Origin of the sequence: Streptomyces sp. NBC_00076 (assembly GCF_045041235.1) — a bacterium.
In the GTDB taxonomy this organism is placed as follows: domain Bacteria; phylum Actinomycetota; class Actinomycetes; order Streptomycetales; family Streptomycetaceae; genus Streptomyces.
Genome location: NZ_CP108242.1, coordinates 5,263,176 through 5,289,615 on the forward strand (window position 1 = coordinate 5,263,176; position 26,440 = coordinate 5,289,615).

Sequence of the window (26,440 nt, forward strand, 5' to 3'; positions counted from 1 at the left end):
CACTCGTACACACAGGGAGCAACCGGAATGGGTTCGGTGCGCGTAGCCATCGTCGGCGTGGGCAACTGTGCCGCGTCGCTGGTGCAGGGAGTCGAGTACTACAAGGACGCCGATCCGGCGTCGAAGGTCCCCGGCCTGATGCACGTCCAGTTCGGCGACTACCACGTCGGTGACGTCGAGTTCGTCGCCGCCTTCGACGTCGACGCCAAGAAGGTCGGACTCGACCTCTCGGACGCCATCGGTGCCAGCGAGAACAACACCATCAAGATCTGCGACGTCCCGAACAAGGGTGTCCCGGTCCAGCGTGGCCACACCCTCGACGGCCTCGGCAAGTACTACCGCGAGACCATCGAGGAGTCCGCCGAGGCCCCGGTCGACGTCGTCCAGATCCTGAAGGACAAGCAGGTCGACGTCCTCGTCTGCTATCTGCCCGTCGGCTCCGAGGACGCGGCGAAGTTCTACGCCCAGTGCGCCATCGACGCCAAGGTCGCCTTCGTCAACGCTCTTCCTGTCTTCATCGCGGGCACCAAGGAGTGGGCGGACAAGTTCACCGAGGCAGGCGTCCCGATCGTCGGCGACGACATCAAGTCGCAGGTCGGCGCCACGATCACGCACCGTGTGATGGCAAAGCTGTTCGAGGACCGCGGTGTCCGTCTTGAGCGCACCATGCAGCTCAACGTCGGCGGCAACATGGACTTCAAGAACATGCTGGAGCGCGACCGCCTCGAGTCCAAGAAGATCTCGAAGACGCAGGCCGTCACCTCGCAGATCCCCGACCGCGACCTGGGCGAGAAGAACGTCCACATCGGTCCCTCGGACTACGTGGCGTGGCTCGACGACCGCAAGTGGGCGTACGTCCGTCTCGAGGGCCGTGCCTTCGGTGACGTCCCGCTGAACCTGGAGTACAAGCTCGAGGTCTGGGACTCCCCGAACTCCGCCGGCGTCATCATCGACGCGCTGCGCGCCGCGAAGATCGCCAAGGACCGCGGCATCGGCGGCCCGATCCTTTCGGCGTCCTCGTACTTCATGAAGTCCCCGCCGGTCCAGTACTTCGACGACGAGGCCTACGACAACGTCGAGAAGTTCATCAAGGGCGAGGTCGAGCGCTAGCGAGACAAAGCTCTGCGTTCCACCGAGACAAAGCTTTGTGCGGCGGAGAGACACGACGCCGCGTGCTGAAACCGCTCCTGCCAGAGCTGATGAGGGTCCCCCGGGTGGTACAGCCCGGGGGACCCTCCCTTATGTGAGGCTGTGCCCCATGCCTGTCGTGCGTGATCTGCGCGTCCTGCTCCGTTTCCGGAACTTCCGACGTCTGCTCGTCGTGCGCCTGCTCTCCCAGGGCGCCGACGGTGTCTTCCAGATCGCGCTCGCCGCCTACGTCGTCTTCTCGCCCGAGAAGCAGACCTCCGCCACCGCCATCGCCTCTGCGATGGCGATCCTCTTACTCCCCTACTCCCTGGTGGGCCCTTTCGCCGGTGTCCTCCTGGACCGTTGGCGCCGCCGCCAGGTCTTTCTGTACGGCAACCTGGTGCGCGCCCTGATGGCATCGGCCACGGCCGCCCTGATCATCAGCGATGTTCCCGACTGGCTCTTCTACATCTCCGCGTTGTGCGTCACCGCTGTCAACCGCTTCATCCTGGCCGGCCTGTCCGCCGCGCTGCCCCGGGTCGTCGACGCCGAGCGACTGGTGATCGCCAACTCCCTCTCCCCGACCGCCGGGACACTCGCCGCGACGGTCTGCGGCGGCCTCGCCTTCGTCGTCCGGCTGGTCGCGGATTCCGATGCGGCCGTGGTGCTCCTGGGGGCCGGACTGTATCTGTGCGGAGCTCTCGCGTCGTTACGCATCGCACCGGAACTGCTGGGGCCCGACCGCGAGTTGGTACAGCCAAGCCTGTCGGCAGCACTCACCGGCACCGCCCGCGCCCTGGCGGCGGGGGTGCGCCATCTCTCCGCCCCCTCACGCAGGGAGGCCACGTGGGCGCTCGTCGCGATGTCGTTGATGCGGTTCTGCTACGGCGCCCTGTTGGTCATGGTGCTGATGCTCTGCCGCTACACCCTGACGTCCGGTCCCGACGACGGTCTCGCCCTACTGGGGCTGGCATTGGGTTTTTCCGGCGCCGGGTTCTTCGCGGCTGCGGTCGTGACACCATGGGCGGCGGACCGATACGGGCCCGGGCAATGGATCGTCATCTGTGCCGCTGCGGCCGCGGTCCTGGAGCCCGCACTCGGCCTCCCGTTCGCCGCAGCTCCCATGCTCGTCGCAGCATTCGTCCTGGGACTGATCACCCAAGGCGCGAAGATCGCAACGGACACGATCGTGCAGTCCTCGGTCGACGACGGCTTCCGGGGCCGGATCTTCTCCGTCTACGACGTGCTCTTCAACGTCGCCTTCGTGGGCGCCGCGGGCGTCGCTGCCCTGATGCTGCCGCCGGATGGCCGCTCGGTGCCACTGGTGATCACGGTCGCCGCCGTCTATGGACTGGTCGGGGCGTTGTTTCACGTGAAACAACGCCCCTCGGCGCAACCGAGCTCGTCTTCGTAGAACGACGTTGGCCTTGTCGAGAGCTGGCTCATGTTTCACGTGAAACGTGAGCCCGTTTCACGGCCTCAGCCCTGCTCGGCCCACCACTCCTTGAGCGCGGCCACCGCCTCATCGTGCTTCATGGGCCCATTCTCCAGCCGGAGCTCCAGCATGTGCTGGTACGCACGGCCGATTGCCGGGCCCGGGCTGATGCCCAGGATTTCCATGATCTGGTTGCCGTCGAGGTCCGGACGGATCGCGTCCAGCTCCTCCTGTTCCTGAAGCTGAGCGATCCGCTCCTCCAGGCCGTCATACGCCCGCGAGAGCGCAGCGGCCTTGCGCTTGTTCCGCGTCGTGCAGTCCGAGCGGGTCAGCTTGTGGAGGCGGTCGAGCAGGGGGCCTGCGTCACGGACATAGCGGCGGACCGCGGAGTCCGTCCAGTCACCTGTGCCGTAGCCATGGAAGCGCAGGTGGAGTTCGACAAGACGCGAGACCTCCTTCACCAGGTCGTTGGAGTACTTCAGCGCGGTCATGCGCTTCTTGGTCATCTTCGCCCCGACCACCTCGTGGTGGTGGAAGGAAACCCTGCCGTCCTTCTCGAAGCGACGAGTTCGCGGCTTGCCGATGTCGTGCAGCAGGGCGGCCAGACGCAGAGTCAGGTCCGCGCCGCTCTCCTCCAGAGCGATCGCCTGCTCCAGAACGATCAGCGTGTGCTCGTAGACGTCCTTGTGCCGGTGATGCTCGTCGCTCTCCAGGCGCAGCGCCGGAAGCTCGGGCAGTACGTGGTCGGCAAGCCCGGAATCCACCAGCAGCGTCAGGCCCTTGCGCGGGTGCGTGGACAGGATCAGCTTGTTCAGTTCGTCCCGGACCCGCTCGGCCGAGACGATCTCGATGCGTCCGGCCATCTCCTTCATGGCCGTGACGACCTCGGGGGCGACCTCGAAGTCGAGCTGGGCCGCGAAGCGTGCTGCCCGCATCATCCTCAGCGGGTCGTCCGAGAAGGACTCCTCGGGCGTGCCCGGAGTACGCAGCACACGCGCCGCGAGGTCGTCGCGCCCACCGTGCGGATCGATGAACTCCTTCTCCGGCAGCGCGACGGCCATCGCGTTCACAGTGAAGTCGCGACGGACCAGATCTTCCTCGATGGAGTCGCCGTACCTCACCTCGGGCTTGCGTGAGGTCCGGTCGTACGCCTCCGACCGGTACGTGGTCACCTCGATCTGGTAGCCGTCCTTCTGCGCCCCGACCGTGCCGAAGGCGATCCCGACCTCCCACACGGCGTCCGCCCACGGCCGGACGATCTTCAGTACGTCCTCGGGGCGGGCGTCGGTCGTGAAGTCCAGGTCGTTGCCGAGCCGGCCGAGCAACGCGTCCCGGACCGAGCCGCCGACCAGGGCGAGTGAGAACCCGGCCTCCTGGAAGCGGCGGGCGAGATCGTCGGCGACAGGGGCGACCCGCAGCAGTTCACTCACCGCGCGGTGCTGCACCTGGCTCAGGGCACTGGAGGTGTCTTCGTTGGCGTTCGGCACAAAGGAAAAGGGTACGTGGCCCGGGCGACCGCGAGCGCCTCCATTGAATGCGCACAGACCCTCCACTGGGCCCCGTGCGAGGCCTGCCCTCGAAAGGCACGCAGGCGACCCCCTTTATACGTGCACATTCGGGACAGCACGACGTCCTTCCCCGATCTTGCGGAGCGGTCCGCGGCACTTCCCCTCAGCGCGCATCGTTACCATGCGTGGACGCACATTCCGACGACCACTGACGACGACGAGGGACGGGCGAGCGCGTGGCCGAGGCGGCAGACTTCCAGGGGACCAGTGCCTCACCTGCCCGCCGCTGGCTGCGGCGCACTGGAGCCCTGCTCGCCGGGGCGCCCCTGCTGGCCGGACTGCTGCAGCTGCCCACCGCCACACCCGCGCTGGCCGCCGACTCGGGCACCGTCTCCGTGGCGCTCGACACACTCACTCCCAGCGCCCCCACGGACGGCGACACAGTCATCGTGTCGGGAACAGTGACCAACACCGGCAAGCAGGCAGTCACGGGCGCCCACGTGGGACTGCGGGTGGGCCCCGAGCTGACCACCCGCTCGGCCATCGACAATGCCACCAAGAACAGCAACGACATGCAGGCGGCCACCGGCCCGGAGGTCGGCGGCAAGTACATCGAGAAGTTCTCCCAGCTGACGCCGGGCGTCGCCGAGCCCTTCTCCATCTCGGTTCCGGTCGACGAACTGGACCTCGGCGACAGCGGCGTCTATCAACTCGCCGTCTCGCTCTCCGGGGAGACGTCCGCGCAGCCCTGGGAGCAGGTGCTCGGTATGGAGCGGACGTTCCTGCCGTGGCAGTCCGACGAGGCCGACACCCGGACGAGGACGACGTACCTGTGGCCCCTGATCTCCACCGCCCACATGACGGCGGAGACAGGGTCGAACGAGCAGCAGACGCCCGTCTTCCTCAACGACGACCTGGCCAAGGAGATCTCTCCGGGCGGCCGCCTCGATCAGCTCCTGTCACTGGGCAAGGACCTCGACGTCACCTGGGTGATCGACCCGGACCTGCTGGCATCCGTCGACGCGATGACCCGCACCTACCGGGTCAGGTCCGGTGACACGACCCGGGCAGGCACCTATCAGGCCGTCGCCAAGCAGTGGCTCGCCGGGCTGCAGGACGCGGTTGCGGCCAAGGAGGTCGTCGCCCTCCCCTTCGCCGACCCGGATCTCGCCTCCCTCGCGCACAACGGCACAAGCGTCACCGGCACCCTCAGCCATCTCAAGGAGGCCACCGACGTCGCCGCCACCACGGTGCGGACCGTGCTCCACGTGACACCGAGCACCGACTTCGCCTGGCCGGTCGAGGGCACGGTGGACCCGTCGATCGTGAAGGTCGCCACCTCCGCCGGCGCCGACAAGGTGATCGCGCGCAGCGACAGTCTGCAGGAGACGGGCAGCCTGTCGTACACGCCCTCGGCGGCCCGCCCCATCGGGGGCGGCACCACGGCGGTCGTCGCGGACGCGCGGCTGTCGACGGCGTTCCAGGGCGACCTGACGAAGGCCTCCGCCTCCACGCTCGCCGTGCAGAATTTCCTCGCCCAGAGCCTCGCCCTCGACCTTCAGACGCACAAGCAGCGCAGCGTCGTCGTCGCCCCGCAGCGCATGCCGTCGGCGCGCCAGGCCCAGGCGATGGCCGAGGCGCTGACCGCCCTGCAGAGCAGCAACTGGTCCGAGTCGCAGGAGCTCACCGCGGCGGCCGCCGCCAAGCCGGACCCGGCGGCCACCACGACCGTGCCGTCGACGTCCAGGTATCCCTCCTCGCTGCGCAAGCAGGAGCTGACTCGGTCGGCCTTCATGGAGATCGCGACCACGCAGGACAAGCTCGACAACTTCAAGGTGATCCTCAGCGATCAGTCCCGAGTGGTGACCCCGTTCGGGCGGGCCGTGAACCGCGAGATGTCCACGTCCTGGCGCGGCCGGGCCACCGAGGCGCGTTCCTTCCGGAGTGACGTCGAGGCGTACGTGGACGAGCTGACCGATCAGGTCAAGCTGATCGACAAGTCCGAGACCAAGCTCTCCGGGCGCAGCGCCACGATCCCGGTGACCGTGCAGAACAACCTGGTGCAGGGCGCGGACCACCTGGTGCTGCGGCTCACCTCACTGAGCCCCAAGCGCCTGGAGATCGGCGACGACGCCTACGACGAACAGCCTGTCGAGGTCTCCGGCGGTCACAGCCAGACGGTGAAGTTCACCACGACGGCGAAGGCCAACGGTCAGGCCAGGGTGATCGCCCAGCTGTACACGGAGGACGGGCAGGTGTACGGCGCCCCCGTCAGGTTCGACGTGAAGGTCACGGAATTCACGGCCACTGTGATGCTGGTCATCGGCGGCGGTTTCCTCCTGCTCGTTCTCGCCGGCTTCCGGATGTACACCCAGCGCAAGCGCGCAGCCGCCCGCGAGACCGAGGAGGACGGCCCCGACGAGACGGGCGAGGCCGTCGACGCCCCGGAGAACCCCGACGGCGGCGACGACCGTCTCAAGGGGGAGTCCGACACCAGGAGCCGGGCAGACGACCCGCAGCAGCCGAGTGACCCGGCACCGGACACCGCAGCGGAAAGCGCCGACCCTTCCGGCACGGGTGAGAGAGTGGACCGTTGAGGATGTCGTGGCCGGTGGGCCCGGGACGATGAGGTGGGGTAACCATGAACGCGCCGTACGACGGTGACCGCGGCGAGGCCGCGGGCGGCTCGGGCCACCCCGAGGGCCCGCCGCCTCAGGACGGCCAGGTCCCGCCGCAGTCCCCCGCCGACATGTACCTCCAGGACGCCTACGACCAGGACCCCTACCGCGCGCAGGACATCTACGCCCAGGATCCGGTCGCCGAGGCGCTCTACGACCGCGCCGCACACCCACCGCCGGCCCCGGGCACGTTCCAGCCGCAGCAGCCTCTGTACGCCCAGCCTCCCCAGTCGCCGTACGCCCCTGACCCACACCTGTGGGCACAGACCCCGGCGCCCGAGCCGGAGGGCCCGACCCAGTACCTGCCGTACGGCGACGACCCCCGCACCACCCAGTTCGTGGGTGTCGACGATCTGGTGACCCAGGCCGGCGAAGAGCGCCACGAGCCGGATGCCTTCGCGCATCTCTTCCGGGACCAGCAGCAGGGCGGCTACCCGGCCTCGGAACTCCCATCGGCGCCGGGTCCCGCGGCGGCCTCGAGTGTTCAGGTACCGGCACCGCAGTACCAGGCCCCCGCGGCCCCCGCGGCCCCCGCGCCCGATCAGACCATGGAACTCGGGACCGCGGCCGTCGTGGCTCCGGCACCGCCCGCGAAGAAGAGCGGGAAGGCCGCGGGTCTGCTGAAGTCGAGCGCCGTCATGGCTGCCGGCACGATGGTCTCCCGCCTCACGGGCTTCATCCGCTCGGCGCTGATCGTGTCGGCACTGGGCCTCGGCCTGCTCGGCGACTCCTTCCAGGTCGCGTACCAGCTGCCGACGATGATCTACATCCTGACCGTCGGCGGTGGCCTCAACTCCGTCTTCGTGCCGCAGCTCGTTCGGGCGATGAAAGAGGACGAGGACGGCGGCCAGGCCTTTGCGAACCGCCTGCTGACGCTGGTGATGGTGGTCCTGGCCGCACTCACCGGTCTCGCGATGTTCGCGGCGCCGCTGCTGGTTCGTATGCTGTCGAACCCGGTTGCCGGCAATCCGGCGGCCAACGAGGTCGCCATCACCTTCACCCGTTACTTCCTGCCCTCGATCTTCTTCATGGGCATTCACGTGGTGATGGGGCAGATCCTCAACGCCCGCGGGAAGTTCGGCGCGATGATGTGGACCCCGGTCCTGAACAACATCGTCATCATCGTGACACTCGGCACGTTCATCTGGGTGTACGGCACGTCGGCGAACTCCCAGATGAGCGTGACGAGCATTCCGCCGGAGGGCCAGCGGCTCCTCGGTATCGGCGTCTTCCTCGGCCTGGTCGTCCAAGCGCTCGCGATGATCCCGTACCTGCGTGAGACCGGCTTCAGGATGCGGCTGCGGTTCGACTGGAAGGGCCACGGTCTCGGCAAGGCCGCCATGCTCGCCAAGTGGACCATTCTTTTCGTCCTGGCCAACCAGGCGGGTGCGCTCGTCGTCACCCAGTTGTCCACAGCCTCCGGCATCGACTCGGGGGTCAAGGGCACCGGCTTCGCCGCCTACGCCAACGCCCAGCTGATCTGGGGCCTGCCGCAGGCCATCATCACCGTCTCCCTGATGGCCGCCCTGCTGCCGCGCATCTCCCGCTCCGCGGCGGAGGACGACCCCGGAGCCGTCCGCGACGACATCTCGCAGGGCCTGCGGACCACCGCTGTCGCCATCGTGCCGATCGCCTTCGGCTTCCTCGCGCTCGGCATCCCGATGTGCACGCTGATCTTCGGCTCCTCAGGCATCAGCGAGGCCACGAACATGGGGTACATGCTGATGGCCTTCGCCCTCGGCTTGATCCCGTACTCGGTGCAGTACGTCGTCCTGCGCGCCTTCTACGCCTACGAGGACACCCGCACCCCCTTCTACAACACGGTGATAGTGGCCGCGGTCAACGCGAGCGCCTCGGCGCTCTGCTACGTCGTACTGCCGCCCCGCTGGGCGGTGGTGGGCATGTCCGCCTCGTACGGTCTGGCCTACGCGATCGGTGTCGGTGTCGCCTGGAACCGACTGCGCAAGCGGCTGGGTGGCGACCTGGACGGCAATCGCGTGCTGCGTACGTACGCCAGACTGTGCATCGCCTCGGTGCCGGCTGCCCTGCTCAGCGGCGCTGCCTGCTACGGCATCGCCCACTCGCTCGGCCAGGGCGTCCTAGGCTCCTTCGCGGCCCTGATCGCAGGTGGCGCGGTGCTGCTCGGGGTCTTCTTCGTCGCTGCTCGCCGCATGCGCATCGAGGAACTGAACTCGCTGGTCGGCATGGTGCGAGGGCGCCTGGGACGCTGAGGCGCGGGTACGCGCACAACCATCGTCCGCCCCCGTGTGTCGTGCATGGCGGCGGACTGTGGGCACAATTGGTTTCGGCGTCGCACGACGCGCAATGGATGGGGAGGCAGGGACGACGGTGGCGGAACGGAGCACGGCTGCCGTCGACGTGGCAGACAACAGCGGCGACGAGCCGCTGACCGCCAAGGCGGACCAGTCCACGGCCGACGGGGTGGCCAAGAACCGGGAGCGGGACACGGAAGACGTCGAGGCACAGGGGAGTGGCGGGACCGAGAGTCCCGGGAAGGCGTCACCGCCGGAGCTGCACAGTGGCCACAAGCTCGCCAGACGCTACCGCCTTGAGGAGTGCGTCACCCGTCTGGACGGATTCAGCAGTTGGCGTGCCGTGGACGAGAAACTGCGGCGTGCCGTCGGCGTCCACCTCTTGCCCGCGGAGCACTCGCGGGCCCGTTCGGTGCTGGCCGCGGCCCGCTCCTCCGCGCTGCTGGGCGATCCGCGCTTCGTCCAAGTCCTCGACGCCGTCGAGGAGAACGACCTTGTCTACGTCGTCCACGAGTGGCTGCCGGACGCCACCGAGCTGTCCACACTGCTGGCCTCCGGCCCACTGGACGTGTACGACGCCTCCCAGATGGTCAGCCAGATCTCCTCCGCCATGGCCGCCGCCCACCGCGAGGGCTTGGCGCACCTTCGGCTGAACCCGAACGCCGTCCTGCGCACCTCGACCGGCCAGTGGCGCATCCGCGGCCTCGCCGTGAACGCGGCACTGCGCGGCATCAGTTCCGAGACCCCGCAGCGCACCGACACGGAGGCGATCGGTGCCCTGCTGTACGCGGCGCTCACTCAGCGCTGGCCGTACGAGAGCGACGCCTACGGTCTGTCCGGCCTGCCCAAGGACGTAGGTCTCATCGCCCCCGACCAGGTGCGCGCGGGGGTCCACCGCGGTCTGTCCGAGCTCTCCATGCGGGCACTCGCCAACGACGGCGCCACCGCATCGCGCCACGAGTCGCCGTGCACCACGCCGGAGGAACTGGTCAAGGCGATCGCCGAGATGCCTCGCATCCGTCCGCCGGAGCCCACGTTCACCGCCCCGCCGGACTACCAGCACACGACGTACCAGCAGGGCACGTACGGCCGCCCGTCCGCGCACCCGGGTGCCACGCAGCCGGTCGCCGCCCCGCCGCCCCCGCTGCAGACCCGTACCGGCAAGGCGTTGAAGTGGGCTGTCTCGGCCCTCCTCATCGCCGCGCTGGGACTGGGCAGTTGGCAGCTGGCGGACGCCCTGATGGACCAGGGCGAGAAGTCCGACGACACCGGCAATACGCAGACGACCGACGGGGACGACAAGAACAGCACCGCTCCCAAGCCGGTCAAGACGCTGAGCATCGAGCGCGCCAGCGAGTTCGTGGCGAAGGGCGACCCCCAGCACCCGGGCGACATCGCCAAGACGTACGACGGCAACCCGTCGACGTACTGGAAGACAAGCACCTTCCGGCAGGGACCGACCCTCGCGCCCTACAAGCCGGGCGTGGGCATCGTCTACGACCTCGGTTCGGCGCAGGAGATCTCCAGTGCCGGCATCGGGCTGCGCTATCCCGGCAATCACACGACGGCCAAGCTGTACGCTTCCGACTCTCTGACGCCGTCCTCGCTGGACTCGATGAAGGAGATCGGCAGCGTCACCACGAACGGCACCACGGCCACGGTGAAGGTCGCCAAGCCGGTGAAGACGCAGTACGTGCTCGTATGGCTCACCGCTGTGCCCTACTCGGAAGCGGATCCGAGTGCGTACAGCAATCCCGGCTACAAGCAGGCCATTACCGACGTGAAGTTCACCGGCTGAGCAGTCGCCAAGGGGAAGGGGGCCCGATGGCAGATGACACCGCGTACGGCGACACGAGCGATCAGGACCTCCTGGCTCTCCACGTAGAAGGCGATCCCGAGGCATTCGGTGAGATCGTGCGGCGACACCGCGACCGGCTCTGGGCAGTGGCCCTGCGGACGCTGGGGGACCGCGAGGAGGCCGCTGACGCCGTCCAGGACGCCCTCGTGTCGGCTTACCGGGCCGCCCACACCTTCCGAGGCCAGTCGGCCGTCACGACCTGGCTGCACCGGATCACGGTGAACGCCTGTCTTGACCGTGCGCGTAAGGCAGCCTCCCGCAAGACGTCGCCGGTCGACGACACCGAGCGCCTGGAGCAGCTGCTGGAGCCGCACGAGTCGGCCTCGGCACCCGCGGAGCGCAATGATCTCCACCGTCAGCTGTTGGAGGCGCTGGGCACCCTTCCGCCCGACCAGCGCGCCGCACTCGTCCTCGTGGACATGCAGGGCTACCCGGTCGCGGAAGCCGCCCGCGTGCTCGACGTGCCGACCGGGACGGTGAAGAGTCGCTGTGCCCGAGGCCGAGCCAGACTCCTGCCTCTCCTCACTCATCTACGGCCGCACAACACCGGGGGCGGCAGAGAAGAGGGCTCGGGGCGGAACCGGACGCAGGGGACATCCGTCCCACCCGCAGCGGGACCGCGTGAGACGGGTCCCCCGGATGCAGGGCCAGGCGATTCAGCTGCTGTGAAGGGCGGAGGTGGGCGAGCGTGACATCCACGACAGAGACGGCCGGGCACCCGGACGTCGCGGAGATCTCCGACCTCACCGAGGGCCTGCTCGAACCGTCGCGGACCGCGGACGTACGGCGACATCTGGACGACTGCGAACTCTGCGCCGACGTCTACGCCTCGCTGGAGGAGATCCGCGGGCTGCTCGGAACCCTGCCAGGTCCCCCGCGCATGCCCGCCGACGTCGCCAGTCGGATCGACGCCGCCCTCGCAGCGGAGGCCCTGTTGCACGCCACGGCACCCGAAGCCGTGGATCCGCAGCCGCCCGTTGCGGCGACGATCCAGTCGGACTCCGCGACGGCCTCGGACGACAGCGCGCGTGTTTCACGTGAAACACCGGCGACAGCGGACCGTCCCTCGGGCCACGCCCGCGTCTCGACCACAGGTCCGGGTCGTAAGCGTAAGAAGGGGGACCGACGCAGGGGTGTCGTTCTGGGTGCCGTGTTCACGGCCGCCGCCCTGGGATTCGGTTCCGTGCTGCTGTCGTCCATGAACGACGGCAAGCCGTCCGGTCCCGAGGCACATGGGCAGCAGTCCACCTCCGCGGACACCTTCGCGGAGAGCAACCTGCAGAAGCAGGTCTCCGATCTGTTGGCCACGAGTCGGAGCGGAAGCGGATCTCGCTCGCCGCACACCTTGGGCGCGGCGTCCGTGCCGGGCAGCGACGAGCCCAGGATCCTGCAAGACCCGATCCCGGTTCCCGCCTGCGTCCACAAGGGCATCGGCCGCAGCGACTCGGCACTCGCGAGTGAGCCCGGGATCTACAAGGGCACGGACGCCCTGCTCGTGCTCCTCCCCGACGCGTCCGACACCTCCCGTGTCATGGCCTACATCATGGATACGGCCTGTGTGGCCGACCCGTCCGTCGGCAAGGCCAACGTTCTACTGAAGCGGACCTACGCGCGGTCCTGAGCGAGTCCTGCACTCGTCTTGAGCGCACAGGCTTCGCCTTTCGTCTCACGTGGTAACCGGAGCGATGTCGCGTCTCCGTGTGCCCGGACACAGCGGGAATGCGCGACCCTTAGGATCCGTTGGGTGGGGTGAGAGTTCTGAGAGGAGCTCCCCCGGTTCTACGACGCTGTCCAGAGACGAGGAATCAAGCCGTGACCGACGTCCGTAACGTGATCATCATCGGCTCCGGGCCCGCCGGCTACACGGCGGCGCTCTACACCGCGCGCGCGTCGCTGAAGCCGCTGGTGTTCGAGGGCGCCGTCACCGCTGGTGGTGCGCTGATGAACACCACTGAGGTGGAGAACTTCCCGGGTTTCCAGGACGGCATCATGGGACCCGAGCTCATGGACAACATGCGCGCCCAGGCCGAGCGCTTCGGCGCCGAGCTCATCCCGGACGACATCGTCGCCGTCGACCTGAGCGGTGAGATCAAGACCGTCACCGACACCGCCGGCACCGTCCACAAGGCCAAGGCCATCATCGTCACCACTGGTTCGCAGCACCGCAAGCTCGGTCTGCCGAACGAGGACGCCCTTTCGGGCCGCGGTGTCTCGTGGTGCGCCACCTGTGACGGCTTCTTCTTCAAGGACCAGGACATCGCCGTCATCGGCGGCGGCGACACCGCGATGGAGGAAGCCACCTTCCTCTCACGCTTCGCCAAGTCCGTGACGATCGTCCACCGCCGCGACACCCTGCGTGCCTCCAAGGCGATGCAGGAACGCGCCTTCGCCGACCCGAAGATCAAGTTCGTGTGGGACAGCGAGGTCGCCGAGGTACAGGGCGAACAGAAGCTGGCAGGTCTGAAGCTGCGCAACCTCAAGTCCGGCGAGTTCTCGGACCTCCCGGTGACCGGCCTGTTCATCGCGATCGGCCACGACCCGCGCACCGAACTCTTCAAGGGACAGCTGGAACTGGACGAAGAGGGCTACCTGAAGGTAGAGGCGCCCTCCACTCGGACGAACCTGACCGGTGTCTTCGGCGCCGGTGACGTCGTCGACCACACCTACCGCCAGGCCATCACCGCCGCCGGCACCGGCTGCTCGGCCGCCCTCGACGCCGAGCGGTTCCTCGCCGCCCTCGCTGACGAGGAGAAGGCCGAGCCCGAGAAGACCTCCGTCTGACCCCGACCCACTCCACGCCCAACCAGTTAAGGAGCCCGCCGTGGCCGGCACCCTGAAGAATGTGACTGACGACTCCTTCGAGCAGGACGTCCTGAAGAGCGACAAGCCCGTTCTGGTGGACTTCTGGGCCGCCTGGTGCGGTCCATGCCGCCAGATCGCGCCCTCCCTTGAGGCGATCGCCACCGAGTACGGCGACAAGATCGAGGTCGTCAAGCTGAACATCGACGAGAACCCGGGTACGGCCGCCAAGTACGGCGTCATGTCCATTCCGACGCTGAACGTCTACCAGGGTGGCGAGGTCGCCAAGACCATCGTCGGCGCCAAGCCGAAGGCCGCGATCGTCCGCGACCTCGAGGACTTCATCGCCGAGTGATGTTTCACGTGAAACGCGATGGGGCCGGCCCGAAAGGGCCGGCCCCATCGCGTTAGAGCGGACGCAGTGCCGGTTCCTTCTGAACTGCCCCCAGCAACCGGTCCAGCGCCATCTCCACGTCCTCCTTCCAGGAGAGCGTGGTCCGCAACTCCAGTCGCAGACGCGGATACATGGGATGCGGCCGGACGGTCTTGAAGCCCACAGCCAGAAGATGGTCGGCAGGCAACAGGCAGGCAGGCTCCTTCCAGCGCGCGTCGCCGAACGCCTCGATGGCCTTGAATCCCCGCCGCAACAGATCCTTGGCAACCGTCTGCACCATCACACGCCCCAGCCCCTGCCCCTGGTAGCCCGGCATGATGAACGCCGTCATCAGCTGCACCGCGTCGGGCGAGACCGGGCTCGTGGGAAACGCCGTCGCGCGGGGGACATAGGCCGGAGGGGCGTAGAGCACGAAGCCCACCGGTACGTCGTCCACATACACGACTCTGCCGCAGGATCCCCAGTCCAGCAGGACGGCAGAGATCCAGGCCTCTTTCTCCAGGGCAGGCGTTCCCGCCTTTATAGCGGCCTCGCCGCTGACTGGGTCCAACTCCCAGAAGACACACGTGCGACAGCGCTTGGGAAGGTCCTGAACGTTGTCCAGCGTGAGCGGTACGAGCCGGCGCCCCATGAAGGCTGTTCCTCGCTTCCTTCGCCCGCCGCGTCGCGGGCGGCAGTCAGAGCGCTCCGTTCCCTGAGCAGGCTGCCGACGAAGCCGCCGACCGCGCCCAGCCCGAGGCCCGCGCTCACCAGTCCAGTGCGGCTCACCGTTCGCATGCCCCTGCCTCTCCCCTCAGAGGTGCCCCCGGGTGGATGCGCCATACCCGAACGCATCGTATCCACGATGCGATTCCACCGATACCGACTGAAAGTAAAGGGCGGGCTGTGTCCCGTACACATCGGACACAGCCCGCCCTGTCGACCGCTTGAGATGTCACTCCGCGGCCGGAGAATCAGTCCTCCGTCTCCTCGGAGTCACCGTCCAGAAGGCCCTTCTGAAGAACCGGCCCTTCCCCGGGAGCAAGGCTGCTGAGGATCCGCTCCAGGTCCTCCATGGAGGCGAATTCGACAGTGATCTTGCCCTTCTTCTGGCCGAGGTCGACCTTCACCCGCGTCTCGAAGCGATCCGAAAGGCGGGTCGCGAGGTCGGTGAGCGCCGGCGAGACCAGTGCACCGGCCCGAGGCCCCTTGGACCGCTGGGCCTTCTGCGGCCGCGAGCCCATCAGGGTCACGATCTCCTCGACGGCTCGCACCGAGAGCCCCTCGGCAACGATCCGATGGGCCAGCCGGTCCTGCTCCTCGGAGTCCTCGACGGAGAGCAGCGCTCGGGCATGTCCCGCCGACAGCACCCCGGCAGCCACCCGCTTCTGGACGGCCGACGAGAGCTTCAGCAGACGCAGGGTGTTGGAGACCTGCGGGCGGGAGCGACCGATACGGTCCGCCAACTGGTCGTGCGTGCAGTGGAAGTCCTTCAGCAGCTGGTCGTAGGCGGCCGCCTCTTCCAGCGGGTTCAGCTGCGCCCGGTGCAGGTTCTCCAGGAGGGCGTCCAGGAGAAGCTTCTCGTCGTCGGTGGCCCGTACGATCGCCGGGATCGCCTCCAGCCCCGCCTCACGGCAGGCCCGCCAGCGCCGCTCGCCCATGATGAGCTCGTAGCGCGCGGGGCCGGTCTGCCGTACGACGACAGGCTGGAGAAGACCGACCTCCTTGATGGAGGTGACCAGCTCCTGAAGCGCATCCTCGTCGAAGACCTCGCGCGGCTGTCGCGGGTTCGGCGTGATGAAGTCGAGGGGGAGCTCCGCGAAGTGAGCGCCCACGGGAGGCGCCGGCATTTCCGTAGGATCGCTCGCCGACGGCTCCTCGGTTTCATGTGAAACAGGCGGCAGGGTGGCCACCTTCGCCGCAGCCACCCCACGGTCCGTGGTCAGCACCGGCACCGCCGCTGGGGACGTCGAAGCAGCGCCCCCCACCGCAGCCGGAGCCACCTGCTTCTCCGTCGGGGCAGCAGGGATCAGGGCGCCGAGACCACGGCCCAAACCCCTCCGTCGCTCGCTCACTGGATCCCCTCCACCATGCTCGGGTCGCTCTGTGCGCCGATGTGTGCGTGTGTCGCGTCGTAGGAGACACCGACACCCTTCAGCGCGATTTCTCGTGCCGCCTCAAGATAGGACAGGGCACCGCTCGATCCTGGATCGTAGGTCAGAACCGTCTGTCCATAGCTCGGCGCCTCGGAGATACGGACCGAGCGGGGGATGCTCGTCCGCAGTACCTCGTCGCCGAAGTGGGTGCGCACCTCGTCCGCGACCTGGGACGCGAGGCGCGTCCGGCCGTCGTACATGGTGAGCAGGATGGTCGACACATGCAGGGCGGGGTTGAGGTGCCCCCGCACCAGGTCGACGTTGCGCAGCAGTTGGCCGAGGCCCTCCAGCGCGTAGTACTCGCACTGGATCGGGATGAGAACCTCCTGGCCGGCGACCAGCGCATTGACGGTCAGCAGGCCGAGCGAGGGCGGGCAGTCGATGAGGATGTAGTCCAACGGCTGCTCGTAAGCCTGGATCGCTCGCTGCAGTCGGCTCTCACGGGCCACCAGAGACACCAGCTCGATCTCCGCGCCGGCGAGATCGATGGTGGCGGGGGCGCAGAAAAGCCCCTCGACATCGGGGACAGGCTGGACGACGTCGGAGAGCGGCCTGCTGTCGACCAGCACGTCGTAGATGGAAGGGACTTCGGCATGGTGGTCGATACCCAGCGCCGTGGAGGCGTTGCCCTGCGGATCGAGATCGACCACGAGCACACGGCTACCGTGCAGAGCCAGCGAAGCGGCAAGATTGACGGTCGTCGTCGTCTTTCCCACCCCGCCCTTCTGGTTGGCGACCACCATGACTCTGGTCTGCTCAGGACGCGGCAGACCCTCGCCGGCACGACCCAGAGCCTCTACCGCCAATTGGGCAGCACGACCGATCGGAGTGTCGTCCATCGGAGGCGGTGTTTCACGTGAAACATCCTCCCCGATCGACTCGGTACGGGGACCGGGGACCGGATCGGTCATCGGTCCCGCGATGTTGGCGTTGGACCGCAAGGATTCACTCTCCTCGACTTCAGGCTCGCAGTGAACAGAGCCTCCCATGCCTTCGGGGTCGTGAACCAGTGAGGCCTGTTGTTCTGTGGAGAAATCCACCTCTGTGGACAACTCCACACCCGCTCGGAGTGAACCGAGTGGCTTTCGGTCGCGGGGTTCGGCCGCGGCCCGGCCCCGGCTGATGATGCCGTGCAACAGTGAGCGACGTTTCACGTGAAACACGATGCACAGCGAACAGGGACGAACTGCCGCGACACTCCGCATGCGTAGGTTGGGCAGCTTGTGTGGAGTACGCGTCGCCGTCAGGACGGATCAGCGCCCGGAGCCTCGAGCGGTCACCCCCGACGCCGACGTGCCCGTCCCGTGCGGGCTGCTTTGGCTCGCTTTGCCGCGAACCGCACACCCCCCGGACTCTCGCCGACCTCCACTCGCACCACCGTGGACAGTGGATCGACCGTGCCCTCCCCGACATGCAGGATGGACGTCTCCACGGCACCCAGCTTGCTCAGCGCCGTCGCCGCGCTCTTGAGCTCCTCCTCGGCGGTGTCGCCCTTGAGCGCGAGCATTTCCCCGTAAGGACGCAACAGGGGAATGCCCCAGGTTGCCAGTCGGTCCAACGGGGCCACCGCCCGTGCCGTCACCACATGGACGGGCGTGATGGTGCCCATGACCTCTTCGGCCCGCCCGCGGACGACAGTCACATGGTCCAGTCCCAGCAGCTCGACGACCTCCGTCAGGAAGGTGGTGCGCCGCAGCAGGGGCTCAAGCAGCGTGATCTTCAGGTCCTCCCGCACCAGTGCCAGGGGAATACCGGGCAGACCCGCGCCCGAGCCGACATCGCACACCGTTACGCCCTCGGGTACGACCTCCGAAAGCACTGCGCAGTTCAACAGATGCCGCTCCCACAGGCGGGGCACCTCACGCGGCCCGATCAGACCGCGCTGCACACCCGCCTCAGCGAGCAGCTCCGCGTAGCGGACCGCGTCTGCGAAACGATCACCGAAGACCTCGCACGCCTGCTCGGGCGCGGGGGGAAGCTCCGCTGCCTCCGTCACGGGGGACCGTCCTTCCGTACGGCACGGCGCACTGGCGCCGACTCCAGAACCACCAGAACTATCAGGCTGACAAAGTGCGGCCCCGCCTGCGCAACAGACGGGGCCGGAGGAACGTACGGACCGATCAGGCGGGAAGCACAACGACGAAGCGCTGTGGCTCCTCGCCCTCGGACTCGCTGCGCAGCCCGGCGGCCTTGACCGCGTCGTGCACGACCTTGCGCTCGAACGGCGTCATCGGCTGCATCTTCACGGGCTCGCCCGAGCTCCTGACCTCGGCGGCGGCCTTGGCGCCCAGCTCGGACAGCTCGGCGCGCTTCGTCGCGCGGTAGCCCGCGATGTCCAGCATCAGTCGGCTGCGGTCGCCGGTCTCCCGGTGCACGGCCAGGCGCGTGAGCTCCTGCAGGGCTTCCAGCACCTCGCCGTCACGACCCACCAGCTTCTGCAGGTCACGACCACTCGTGTCGCTGATGATCGAGACGGCGGCCCGGTCGGCCTCGACGTCCATGTCGATGTCGCCGTCGAGATCGGCGATGTCCAGCAGACCCTCGAGGTAGTCCGCCGCGATCTCGCCCTCCTGCTCCAGGCGGGTCAGGGTGTCTGCACCCTCGGCAGCGGCGGAGGTGGTGCCTTCCGTCACGGGATGGACTCCTTCTTACTTCTTGGACGGGGACTTGGGCCGCTGCGGGCCCTTGCGCTGTCCGGACTGGGCCTTGCTGCGGGTGCCGCCACCGGGCTTCTGCGGGGCGTTCTTGGCGGCGGGCTTGGTGTCCTCGGGCTCATCGGACTTGCTCAGCGACGTGGTCTCGCCGGCTGCCTTCGCGGCTCCGGACTGGCGCTGGGACTTGCTCTGGCGCTTGGGCTGCTGCCTCTTTGGAGCGGCGGCGCTCGTCGACGTGCCGTCCTCGGCCTGGTCCGTCTCGACCTGGGTCTCGCCCCTCACCACGGTGCCGTCCGCCTGGGCCGTGAAGCCCGCCTTGTTCAGGCCGTTGATGAACTTGCGCTCAAACTCGTTGCGGTCGCGCCCCTTGGCCACGATGGCCTTGACGATGGCCTTCTCACCACGGCTGCGCGTCTTGCCGTGGTGCGTGACGTGCTTGTACAGACGCTCCAGGTACGAAGCCTGGGCCTTGGAACCCGGGGTCGGGTTGTTGTGGATGACGTACATCTGCTGGCCCATGGTCCACACGTTGGTGGTCAGCCAGTAGACGAGGACACCGACCGGGAAGTTGATGCCGAAGACGGCGAACATGACCGGGAAGACGTACATCAGCATCTTCTGCTGCTGCATGAACGGCGTCTTCACCGTGGTGTCGACGTTCTTCGTCATCAGCTGACGCTGCGTGTAGAACTGCGAGGCCGACATCATGACGATCATGACCGCGGTCACGATGCGGACGGTGGTCAGCGACGCGTCGAGCGCGACGACGTCCGCTGAGCTGTCGGTGAACTTCGCGGCCAGCGGAGCACCGAAGATGTGCGCCTTCTGAGCGCTCTGCAGCAGGCTCGTGTTGATGACGCCGATGGTGTCGTTGTTCGCGATGCCGTTGAGCACGTGGTACAGGGCAAAGAAGAACGGAGACTGCGCCAGGATGGGAAGGCACGAGGAGAGCGGGTTGGTGCCCGTCTCCTTGTACAGCTTCATCATCTCTTCGGACTGACGCTGTTTGTCGTTCTTGTGGCGTTCCTGGATCTTCTTCATCTCGGGCTGCAGCGTCTGCATGGCCCGGGTCGCCTTGATCTGCTTCACGAAGAGCGGGATCAGGCAGATGCGGATCAGGATCACCAGCGACACGATGGACAGGCCCCAGGCCCACCCCGTGTCAGGGCCGAAAAGGGACCCGTACACCGTGTGGAACTGGACGATGACCCAGGAGACAGGTGTCGTGATGAAGCTGAAGAAGCTGGCAATCGTGTCCACTAATCATGCTCCTTGGGCATGGGACGGGGTCTCTGCGGCCGGGCTCGTAGGAGCCTGCCCCTCGGTGGCCGGTTCGGCGGAGGAGGGCCCGCCCTTGCGTGCACGCCAGGCGTTACGCAGCATTTCGTGCCACCGCGGACGCTTGCGCGGCGGAACATGGTCCACACCGCCCAGCGACCACGGATTGCATCGCAGGATGCGCCAGGCCGTGAGCGCCGTTCCCTTGACCGCACCATGGCGGTCGATGGCCTGGTAGCCGTAGTGGGAGCACGACGGGTAGTACTTGCACACCGGCCCGAGCAACGGACTGATGGTCCACTGGTACAGCTTGATCAGCGCCAGCAGCGGGTACTTCATCGCGCGCCCCCTCCCAGCAGCCGCTCGATGGCGGCGTCCAGGTCTCGGGCCAGTTGTGCGTGGTCGGCGTCACCCGCGCCGGGCAACGCTCGTACGACTACCAGGCTACCGGGGGGCAGCAGGGCGACTCGATCGCGCATCAGATGACGAAGCCTGCGCTTCACCTTGTTGCGCACCACCGCACCGCCCACGGCCTTGCTGACAACGAAACCCGCACGCGTTGGGGAAGCGCTCTCCCCAGGCGCGTGCGGGTCCGTGGCACCGCTACGAAAGTGGACGACGAGAGTCGGGCGTCCAGCCCGACGGCCCCGTCGTACCGCGGTCGCGAAGTCCTCGCGCCGCCTCAGCCGATGCTCGGTAGGCAGCACGACGTCATGACCTGATCGGGATCAGGCGGACAGGCTGGCGCGACCCTTGCTGCGGCGGTTCGCGAGAATCGCGCGGCCGGCACGGGTGCGCATCCGCAGGCGGAAGCCGTGGGTCTTGGCGCGACGACGGTTGTTCGGCTGGAAGGTGCGCTTGCTCACTCGGGGGCTCCAGAGATAAATCGGGGTTTTCGGGGTGCCGTCCTGGCTGTCACCGTGCGCCCACGAGTAGCTCGCGTTACGCCCGAGTGCACCGCTGACCGATCACCCAAATGATCTGTGCCCATCGGAGGCAGGCGGCAGCAGCCATCGACAACTCGACCTGGTTACGGTACGCGCGGCTACGCCATCCGGTCAAACCAGGGGTCACCGGGAGACACTATCCACAGCCTGGGGACAACAACTTGAACCGTACCCGCCGCCCTGACTACCGTGGCTGAACTTCGATTCGTTCCCTTGTAGCTGCCCCACCCCCTTTGAATCCCGACCCGTCCCGAACCACACGTTCGTGGGACCCATGAGAGAGCGTGCCCTGTGGCTGATGTACCTGCCGATCTTGCCGCAGTGTGGCCACGAGTACTGGAGCAACTTCTCGGCGAGGGCAGAGGGCAGGGTGTCGAGACCAAGGACGAGCACTGGATCCGGCGCTGCCAGCCCCTGGCCCTGGTGGCGGACACCGCCCTGCTCGCCGTACCGAACGAATTCGCGAAAGGCGTGCTCGAAGGGCGCCTCGCGCCGGTCGTCAGTGAGACGCTGAGCCGCGAGTGCGGCCGCCCGATCCGGATCGCGATCACGGTCGACGACTCGGCCGGCGAGCCCGCGCCCACTCCCGCGCCGCCCGCCCGGCCCCTGTCGCGCTACGAGGAGCCTGAGCTCCCTCCCGCCCAGTACGAGGGGGGATACGGCCGCCATCGCGCGGACGACCACATGCCCGGCCGCTCCGAGCAGCGCCCCGGGCCTCAGGGCGACCGCGACCACCCATCCCACGCGGCCCACCCTTCTCGGCCGGACCAGCTCCCGACCGCCCGCCCCGCTTACCCCTCCGAGTACCAGCGCCCGGAGCCCGGCTCCTGGCCGCGCCCGCCGCAGGACGAGTACAGCTGGCAGCAGCAGCGGCTCGGCTTCCCGGAGCGCGACCCGTACGCGTCGCCGTCACAGGACTCCTATGGCCCCCCGCCGCAGGACTCCTACCGACCGCCGTCCCAGGATTCCTACGGGCCCCCTCCGCAGGACTCGTACCCCTCCCAGGACTACCGCCAGCAGCCGGCGGAGCGCTCCGCGTACGACGGGCAGCGTCCGGACTACGACCAGCGCCCCGACTACGACAAGCGGTCGGAGTACGACCCGTCGCGCGGCGACTACGACCCACGCGACGGCCGCCGGGACCGGTCGGACGGCCCGTCCGGACGCGTCCACCGCGGCGGGCCGGTCGGTTCCTCGCTGCCCGCCACCGGCGCCCCCGGCCCGCTGGCCGCGCAGCCCGCGCCGGCGACCGGCCCCGGTGAGCCGACCGCGCGCCTGAATCCGAAGTACCTCTTCGACACGTTCGTCATCGGCGCCTCCAACCGCTTCGCGCACGCGGCGGCGGTGGCCGTCGCCGAGGCGCCGGCGAAGGCGTACAACCCGCTCTTCATCTACGGGGAGTCGGGCCTCGGCAAGACGCACCTGCTGCACGCCATCGGGCACTACGCGCGCAGCCTCTACCCGGGCACCCGCGTGCGCTATGTGAGCTCGGAGGAGTTCACCAACGAGTTCATCAACTCGATCCGCGACGGCAAGGGCGACAGCTTCCGCAAGCGCTACCGCGAAATGGACATCCTGCTCGTCGACGACATCCAGTTCCTGGCGGACAAGGAGTCGACGCAGGAGGAGTTCTTCCACACCTTCAACACGCTCCACAACGCCAACAAGCAGATCGTGCTCTCCAGTGACCGGCCGCCCAAGCAGCTGGTGACCCTGGAGGACAGGCTGCGGAACCGTTTCGAGTGGGGCCTGATCACCGACGTCCAGCCGCCAGAGCTGGAGACCCGCATCGCGATCCTGCGCAAGAAGGCGGTCCAGGAGCAGCTCAACGCCCCACCCGAGGTACTGGAGTTCATCGCGTCCCGGATCTCGCGCAACATCCGCGAACTGGAGGGCGCGCTGATCCGCGTGACGGCCTTCGCGTCGCTCAATCGGCAGCCCGTGGATCTGGGCCTCACGGAGATCGTCCTCAAGGACCTGATTCCCGGCGGCGAGGACTCGGCCCCCGAGATCACCTCCACCGCCATCATGAGCGCGACCGCCGACTACTTCGGGCTCACGGTCGAGGACCTGTGCGGCACCTCGCGCGGCCGCGCGCTCGTCACGGCCCGCCAGATCGCCATGTACCTGTGCCGAGAGCTCACGGATCTCTCCCTGCCGAAGATCGGCGCGCTGTTCGGCGGCCGCGACCACACGACCGTCATGCACGCGGACCGCAAGATCCGCAATCTGATGGCCGAGCGGCGCTCCATCTACAACCAGGTGACCGAGCTGACGAACCGCATCAAGAACGGCTGACCGACGCACAGACCGAAGCACAGGCCGACGCTGAGGGCGTCCCCGGAGGGAGTTCCGGGGACGCCCTTCTTCATGCCGCGCTCGCCCTCTGTTCGATTACCTGCCGGGTTACGGCCTCTCTCCACAGATCTGCTGACTTTTTCGCGTCCACACCCTGGGGACTGGGAAGTTGTCCAGAACGTGTCCACAGCCTCCTCCGTCCGAAGACCATCGGACCAGGTCAGGTACTTGTGGATTGGTGGACGAACGATCTCCACAGGCTGTGGACAGAGCGGTGATCCACAGCCTGTGCATCGAGTTGTCCACCGACAGCCCACAGGCTGAGGACGGTTGTCCCCAGCAATCCCGGGCTTCTCCACATGACTGTCCACTGTTCGGCAACGCGACGCGCCTGATCACCGAGTCGAGTGAAAGGCGTCACACGAAGGTGCCGGGTTGGGCTGTGGGAAAACCGGGAAAAGCTGGGGACGGCGCTGGGGAGAACTCCCCTCGGGCTGTGCATGGAGTGTGCAGAACTTTCCGTTCTCCACAGAGAGGCCCGGTTTTCCACCGCCTCCGCCCACAGGACCCGTGGACAAAATTTCCCGGCTGACCTGCGCAAACGGGGTTATCCACGGTATCCACAGCCCCTACTACTACTCCCAACTAGAGAGAGCTGGGAATCCGTTTCGAAGGGGGTCCTGTGCACAACTCGCTCTCCGGCTCCCGACTGCCCCTCGTCACGACTTGACCCCGAGAGGCACCTACTGTCAGTGCCGTGCGTCAGACTGTTCCCCGGTGTCCTTCCCGCCACAGGGACCGACGACACCGCGACAGACGACGAAGCCAGGCAGGCCGAGAAGCGCCGGCAACAGCAGGAGGCGGCAACAGTGAAGATCCGGGTGGAACGCGACGTACTCGCGGAGGCAGTGGCCTGGGCGGCTCGCAGCCTCCCGGCCCGTCCGCCGGCGCCTGTCCTCGCCGGCCTTCTGCTGAAGGCCGAGGAAGGCCAGCTGAGCCTGTCCAGCTTCGACTACGAGGTCTCCGCGCGGGTCTCCGTGGAGGCGGAGGTCGACGAGGAGGGCACGGTCCTCGTCTCGGGCCGGCTGCTCGCCGACATCTCCCGCGCCCTGCCCAACCGCCCGGTGGAGATTTCCACAGACGGTGTACGGGCGACGGTGGTCTGCGGCTCCTCGCGGTTCACACTCCACACCCTGCCTGTGGAGGAGTACCCGGCCCTGCCGCAGATGCCGAACGCCACGGGCACGGTCCCTGGTGAGGTCTTCGCCGCCGCAGCCGCCCAGGTCGCCATCGCCGCCGGACGCGACGACACGCTGCCCGTCCTCACCGGTGTGCGCATCGAGATCGAGGGCGACACCGTCACGCTGGCGTCCACCGACCGCTACCGCTTCGCCGTCCGCGAATTCCTGTGGAAGCCGGAGAACCCGGAGGCCTCCGCGGTGGCCCTGGTGCCCGCCAAGACCCTCCTGGACACCGCCAAGGCCCTCACGAGCGGCGACAGCGTCATCCTGGCGCTGTCCGGTTCGGGTGCGGGCGAGGGCCTGATCGGTTTCGAGGGTGCCGGCCGTCGTACGACGACCCGCCTCCTGGAGGGCGATCTCCCGAAGTACCGTTCGCTGTTCCCGACGGAGTTCAACTCCGTCGCCGTGATCGAGACGGCCCCCTTCGTGGAGGCCGTCAAGCGCGTCGCCCTGGTCGCCGAACGGAACACGCCGGTGCGGCTCAGCTTCGAGCAGGGCGTGCTGATCCTGGAGGCGGGCTCCAGCGACGACGCACAGGCTGTGGAGCGAGTCGACGCCCAGCTGGAGGGCGACGACGTCTCGATCGCCTTCAACCCGACCTTCCTGCTGGACGGTCTGAGCGCCATCGACTCCCCGGTGGCCCAGCTGTCCTTCACGACGTCCACGAAGCCCGCACTGCTGAGCGGCAAGCCCGCGCTGGACGCCGAGGCGGACGAGGCCTACAAGTACCTGATCATGCCGGTGCGCCTGAGCGGCTGATCACGCCCGTCGGAGAACCCGCAGGTCGGGGCGTACGTTTGAGCGCGTATGCCCACAGGTGTGAGCGAGCGTCCGGGTTTAGGCTCGGACGCAGGTACGAAAGTGCCGCGGCACGGATGTGCCGTCACGCCACCTCGCAAAACCTAAGGAACAACTGATGGAGCTCGGTCTCGTCGGCCTCGGCAAGATGGGCGGCAACATGCGCGAGCGGATACGCCGCGCAGGTCACACCGTCATCGGATACGACCGCAACCCGGACCTCGCCGATGTCCACAGCCTTTCCGAGCTTGTGGGCAAGCTCAAGGGCCCGCGTGTGATCTGGGTGATGGTCCCGGCCGGTGGCCCGACCCAGTCGACCGTCGACGAGCTCGCCGAGCTGCTGGAGCCGGGTGATGTCGTCGTGGACGGCGGGAACTCCCGCTGGACGGACGACGAGAAGCATGCCGAGGAGCTGGCGGCCAAGGGCATCGGCTTCGTCGACTGCGGCGTCTCCGGCGGCGTCTGGGGGCTGGAGAACGGCTACGCGCTGATGTTCGGCGGTGACGCGGAGAACGTCGCCAAGGTGCAGCCGATCTTCGACGCGCTGAAGCCCGAGGGCGACGTCGGCGCCGTGCACGCGGGCAAGGTCGGCGCGGGCCACTTCGCGAAGATGGTCCACAACGGCATCGAGTACGCGATGATGCAGGCCTACGCGGAGGGTTGGGAACTGCTGGAGAAGGTCGACTCCGTGACCGACGTCCGGGAGGTCTTCCGCTCCTGGCAGGAGGGCACGGTCATCCGTTCCTGGCTGCTGGACCTCGCGGTGAACGCCCTCGACGAGGACGAGCACCTGGACAGGCTGAAGGGTTTCGCACAGGACTCCGGCGAAGGACGCTGGACTGTGGAAGCCGCCATCGACAACGCCGTGCCGCTTCCCGCGATCACGGCCTCCCTCTTCGCGCGGTTCTCGTCGCGCCAGGAGGACTCTCCGCAGATGAAGATGATCGCCGCGCTGCGCAACCAGTTCGGCGGCCACGCGGTCGAGAAGAAGTAATCCACAGGGCTGCTCAGCGGTC

General features: G+C 67.8%; 22 protein-coding genes. 12 read left to right on the forward strand and 10 right to left on the reverse strand.

Annotation, left to right across the window (positions count from 1 at the left end):
- Positions 1 to 27 precede the first annotated feature (27 nt).
- Both OHA64_RS23900 and OHA64_RS23905 read left to right on the forward strand, forming a co-directional pair.
- On the forward strand, positions 28 to 1,110 hold the full coding sequence (locus tag OHA64_RS23900) for an inositol-3-phosphate synthase (RefSeq protein ID WP_405616299.1): 1,083 nt from the start codon (positions 28 to 30) through the stop codon (positions 1,108 to 1,110).
- A 148-nt stretch (positions 1,111 to 1,258) separates the two neighbouring features.
- Positions 1,259 to 2,542 (forward strand): MFS transporter, encoded by a 1,284-nt coding sequence (locus OHA64_RS23905; RefSeq protein WP_405616301.1) that lies wholly within the window; start codon positions 1,259 to 1,261, stop codon positions 2,540 to 2,542.
- Positions 2,543 to 2,607: 65 nt separating this feature from the next.
- Here OHA64_RS23905 and OHA64_RS23910 read toward each other — a convergent pair whose 3' ends face one another.
- Positions 2,608 to 4,050: a CCA tRNA nucleotidyltransferase gene (locus tag OHA64_RS23910; protein WP_405616303.1), complete on the reverse strand. Its 1,443-nt coding sequence runs from the start codon at positions 4,048 to 4,050 to the stop codon at positions 2,608 to 2,610.
- 257 nt (positions 4,051 to 4,307) lie between these two features.
- On the opposite strand from OHA64_RS23910, the gene OHA64_RS23915 reads away from it, so the two are divergent.
- From OHA64_RS23915 to trxA, 7 genes are all read left to right on the forward strand, one after another.
- Positions 4,308 to 6,668 carry a DUF6049 family protein gene (locus OHA64_RS23915; protein ID WP_405616305.1) on the forward strand — a complete coding sequence of 787 codons (2,361 nt, stop codon included), beginning with the start codon at positions 4,308 to 4,310 and terminating at the stop codon, positions 6,666 to 6,668.
- A gap of 44 nt (positions 6,669 to 6,712) precedes the next feature.
- Complete coding sequence (gene murJ / locus OHA64_RS23920; RefSeq protein ID WP_405616307.1) at positions 6,713 to 8,980, forward strand: murein biosynthesis integral membrane protein MurJ; 2,268 nt, start codon at positions 6,713 to 6,715, stop codon at positions 8,978 to 8,980.
- A 118-nt stretch (positions 8,981 to 9,098) separates the two neighbouring features.
- Positions 9,099 to 10,820, forward strand: coding sequence for a protein kinase family protein (locus OHA64_RS23925; RefSeq protein ID WP_405616309.1), 1,722 nt, complete (start codon positions 9,099 to 9,101; stop codon positions 10,818 to 10,820).
- A 26-nt stretch (positions 10,821 to 10,846) separates the two neighbouring features.
- Complete coding sequence (gene sigM / locus OHA64_RS23930) at positions 10,847 to 11,572, forward strand: RNA polymerase sigma factor SigM (RefSeq protein WP_405616312.1); 726 nt, start codon at positions 10,847 to 10,849, stop codon at positions 11,570 to 11,572.
- Positions 11,569 to 12,501, forward strand: a complete 933-nt coding sequence (locus tag OHA64_RS23935; RefSeq protein WP_405616314.1) for an anti-sigma factor family protein — start codon at positions 11,569 to 11,571, stop codon at positions 12,499 to 12,501. Before sigM ends, OHA64_RS23935 begins: the two co-directional genes overlap by 4 nt.
- Before the next feature lie 191 nt (positions 12,502 to 12,692).
- Positions 12,693 to 13,661 (forward strand): thioredoxin-disulfide reductase, encoded by a 969-nt coding sequence (trxB, locus tag OHA64_RS23940; RefSeq protein ID WP_405616316.1) that lies wholly within the window; start codon positions 12,693 to 12,695, stop codon positions 13,659 to 13,661.
- Positions 13,662 to 13,701: 40 nt separating this feature from the next.
- Positions 13,702 to 14,034, forward strand: a complete 333-nt coding sequence (trxA, locus tag OHA64_RS23945; protein WP_119101956.1) for a thioredoxin — start codon at positions 13,702 to 13,704, stop codon at positions 14,032 to 14,034.
- A gap of 52 nt (positions 14,035 to 14,086) precedes the next feature.
- Here trxA and OHA64_RS23950 read toward each other — a convergent pair whose 3' ends face one another.
- From OHA64_RS23950 to rpmH, 9 genes are all read right to left on the reverse strand, one after another.
- On the reverse strand, positions 14,087 to 14,704 hold the full coding sequence (locus OHA64_RS23950; RefSeq protein WP_405616319.1) for a GNAT family N-acetyltransferase: 618 nt from the start codon (positions 14,702 to 14,704) through the stop codon (positions 14,087 to 14,089).
- A 322-nt stretch (positions 14,705 to 15,026) separates the two neighbouring features.
- A complete protein-coding gene (locus tag OHA64_RS23955) occupies positions 15,027 to 16,127 on the reverse strand; it encodes a ParB/RepB/Spo0J family partition protein (RefSeq protein ID WP_405616321.1) in 1,101 nt (366 codons plus the stop codon).
- Positions 16,124 to 17,197, reverse strand: coding sequence for an AAA family ATPase (locus tag OHA64_RS23960; protein ID WP_405624073.1), 1,074 nt, complete (start codon positions 17,195 to 17,197; stop codon positions 16,124 to 16,126). Before OHA64_RS23960 ends, OHA64_RS23955 begins: the two co-directional genes overlap by 4 nt.
- 287 nt (positions 17,198 to 17,484) lie before the next feature.
- Entirely contained in the window at positions 17,485 to 18,204 is a 720-nt protein-coding gene (rsmG, locus tag OHA64_RS23965) for a 16S rRNA (guanine(527)-N(7))-methyltransferase RsmG (RefSeq protein ID WP_405616323.1), read from the reverse strand.
- A 124-nt stretch (positions 18,205 to 18,328) separates the two neighbouring features.
- Positions 18,329 to 18,841 carry a protein jag gene (locus OHA64_RS23970; RefSeq protein ID WP_405616325.1) on the reverse strand — a complete coding sequence of 171 codons (513 nt, stop codon included), beginning with the start codon at positions 18,839 to 18,841 and terminating at the stop codon, positions 18,329 to 18,331.
- Between the two features lie 15 nt (positions 18,842 to 18,856).
- A complete protein-coding gene (yidC, locus tag OHA64_RS23975; RefSeq protein ID WP_405616327.1) occupies positions 18,857 to 20,122 on the reverse strand; it encodes a membrane protein insertase YidC in 1,266 nt (421 codons plus the stop codon).
- Between the two features lie 3 nt (positions 20,123 to 20,125).
- A complete protein-coding gene (yidD, locus tag OHA64_RS23980) occupies positions 20,126 to 20,479 on the reverse strand; it encodes a membrane protein insertion efficiency factor YidD (RefSeq protein WP_362432689.1) in 354 nt (117 codons plus the stop codon).
- A complete protein-coding gene (gene rnpA / locus OHA64_RS23985) occupies positions 20,476 to 20,847 on the reverse strand; it encodes a ribonuclease P protein component (protein WP_362432691.1) in 372 nt (123 codons plus the stop codon). The genes yidD and rnpA overlap by 4 nt, the downstream gene beginning before the upstream one ends.
- Positions 20,848 to 20,868: 21 nt before the next feature.
- On the reverse strand, positions 20,869 to 21,006 hold the full coding sequence (rpmH, locus tag OHA64_RS23990) for a 50S ribosomal protein L34 (RefSeq protein WP_005482975.1): 138 nt from the start codon (positions 21,004 to 21,006) through the stop codon (positions 20,869 to 20,871).
- Positions 21,007 to 21,378: 372 nt separating this feature from the next.
- On the opposite strand from rpmH, the gene dnaA reads away from it, so the two are divergent.
- The 3 genes from dnaA to gnd all read left to right on the forward strand — a co-directional run bounded on the left by dnaA (position 21,379) and on the right by gnd (position 26,418).
- Positions 21,379 to 23,385 (forward strand): chromosomal replication initiator protein DnaA, encoded by a 2,007-nt coding sequence (dnaA, locus tag OHA64_RS23995; RefSeq protein ID WP_405616330.1) that lies wholly within the window; start codon positions 21,379 to 21,381, stop codon positions 23,383 to 23,385.
- Positions 23,386 to 24,254: 869 nt separating this feature from the next.
- Positions 24,255 to 25,385, forward strand: a complete 1,131-nt coding sequence (gene dnaN, locus OHA64_RS24000; protein ID WP_356764796.1) for a DNA polymerase III subunit beta — start codon at positions 24,255 to 24,257, stop codon at positions 25,383 to 25,385.
- 157 nt (positions 25,386 to 25,542) lie between these two features.
- Complete coding sequence (gnd, locus tag OHA64_RS24005; protein ID WP_405616332.1) at positions 25,543 to 26,418, forward strand: phosphogluconate dehydrogenase (NAD(+)-dependent, decarboxylating); 876 nt, start codon at positions 25,543 to 25,545, stop codon at positions 26,416 to 26,418.
- Positions 26,419 to 26,440 lie beyond the last annotated feature (22 nt).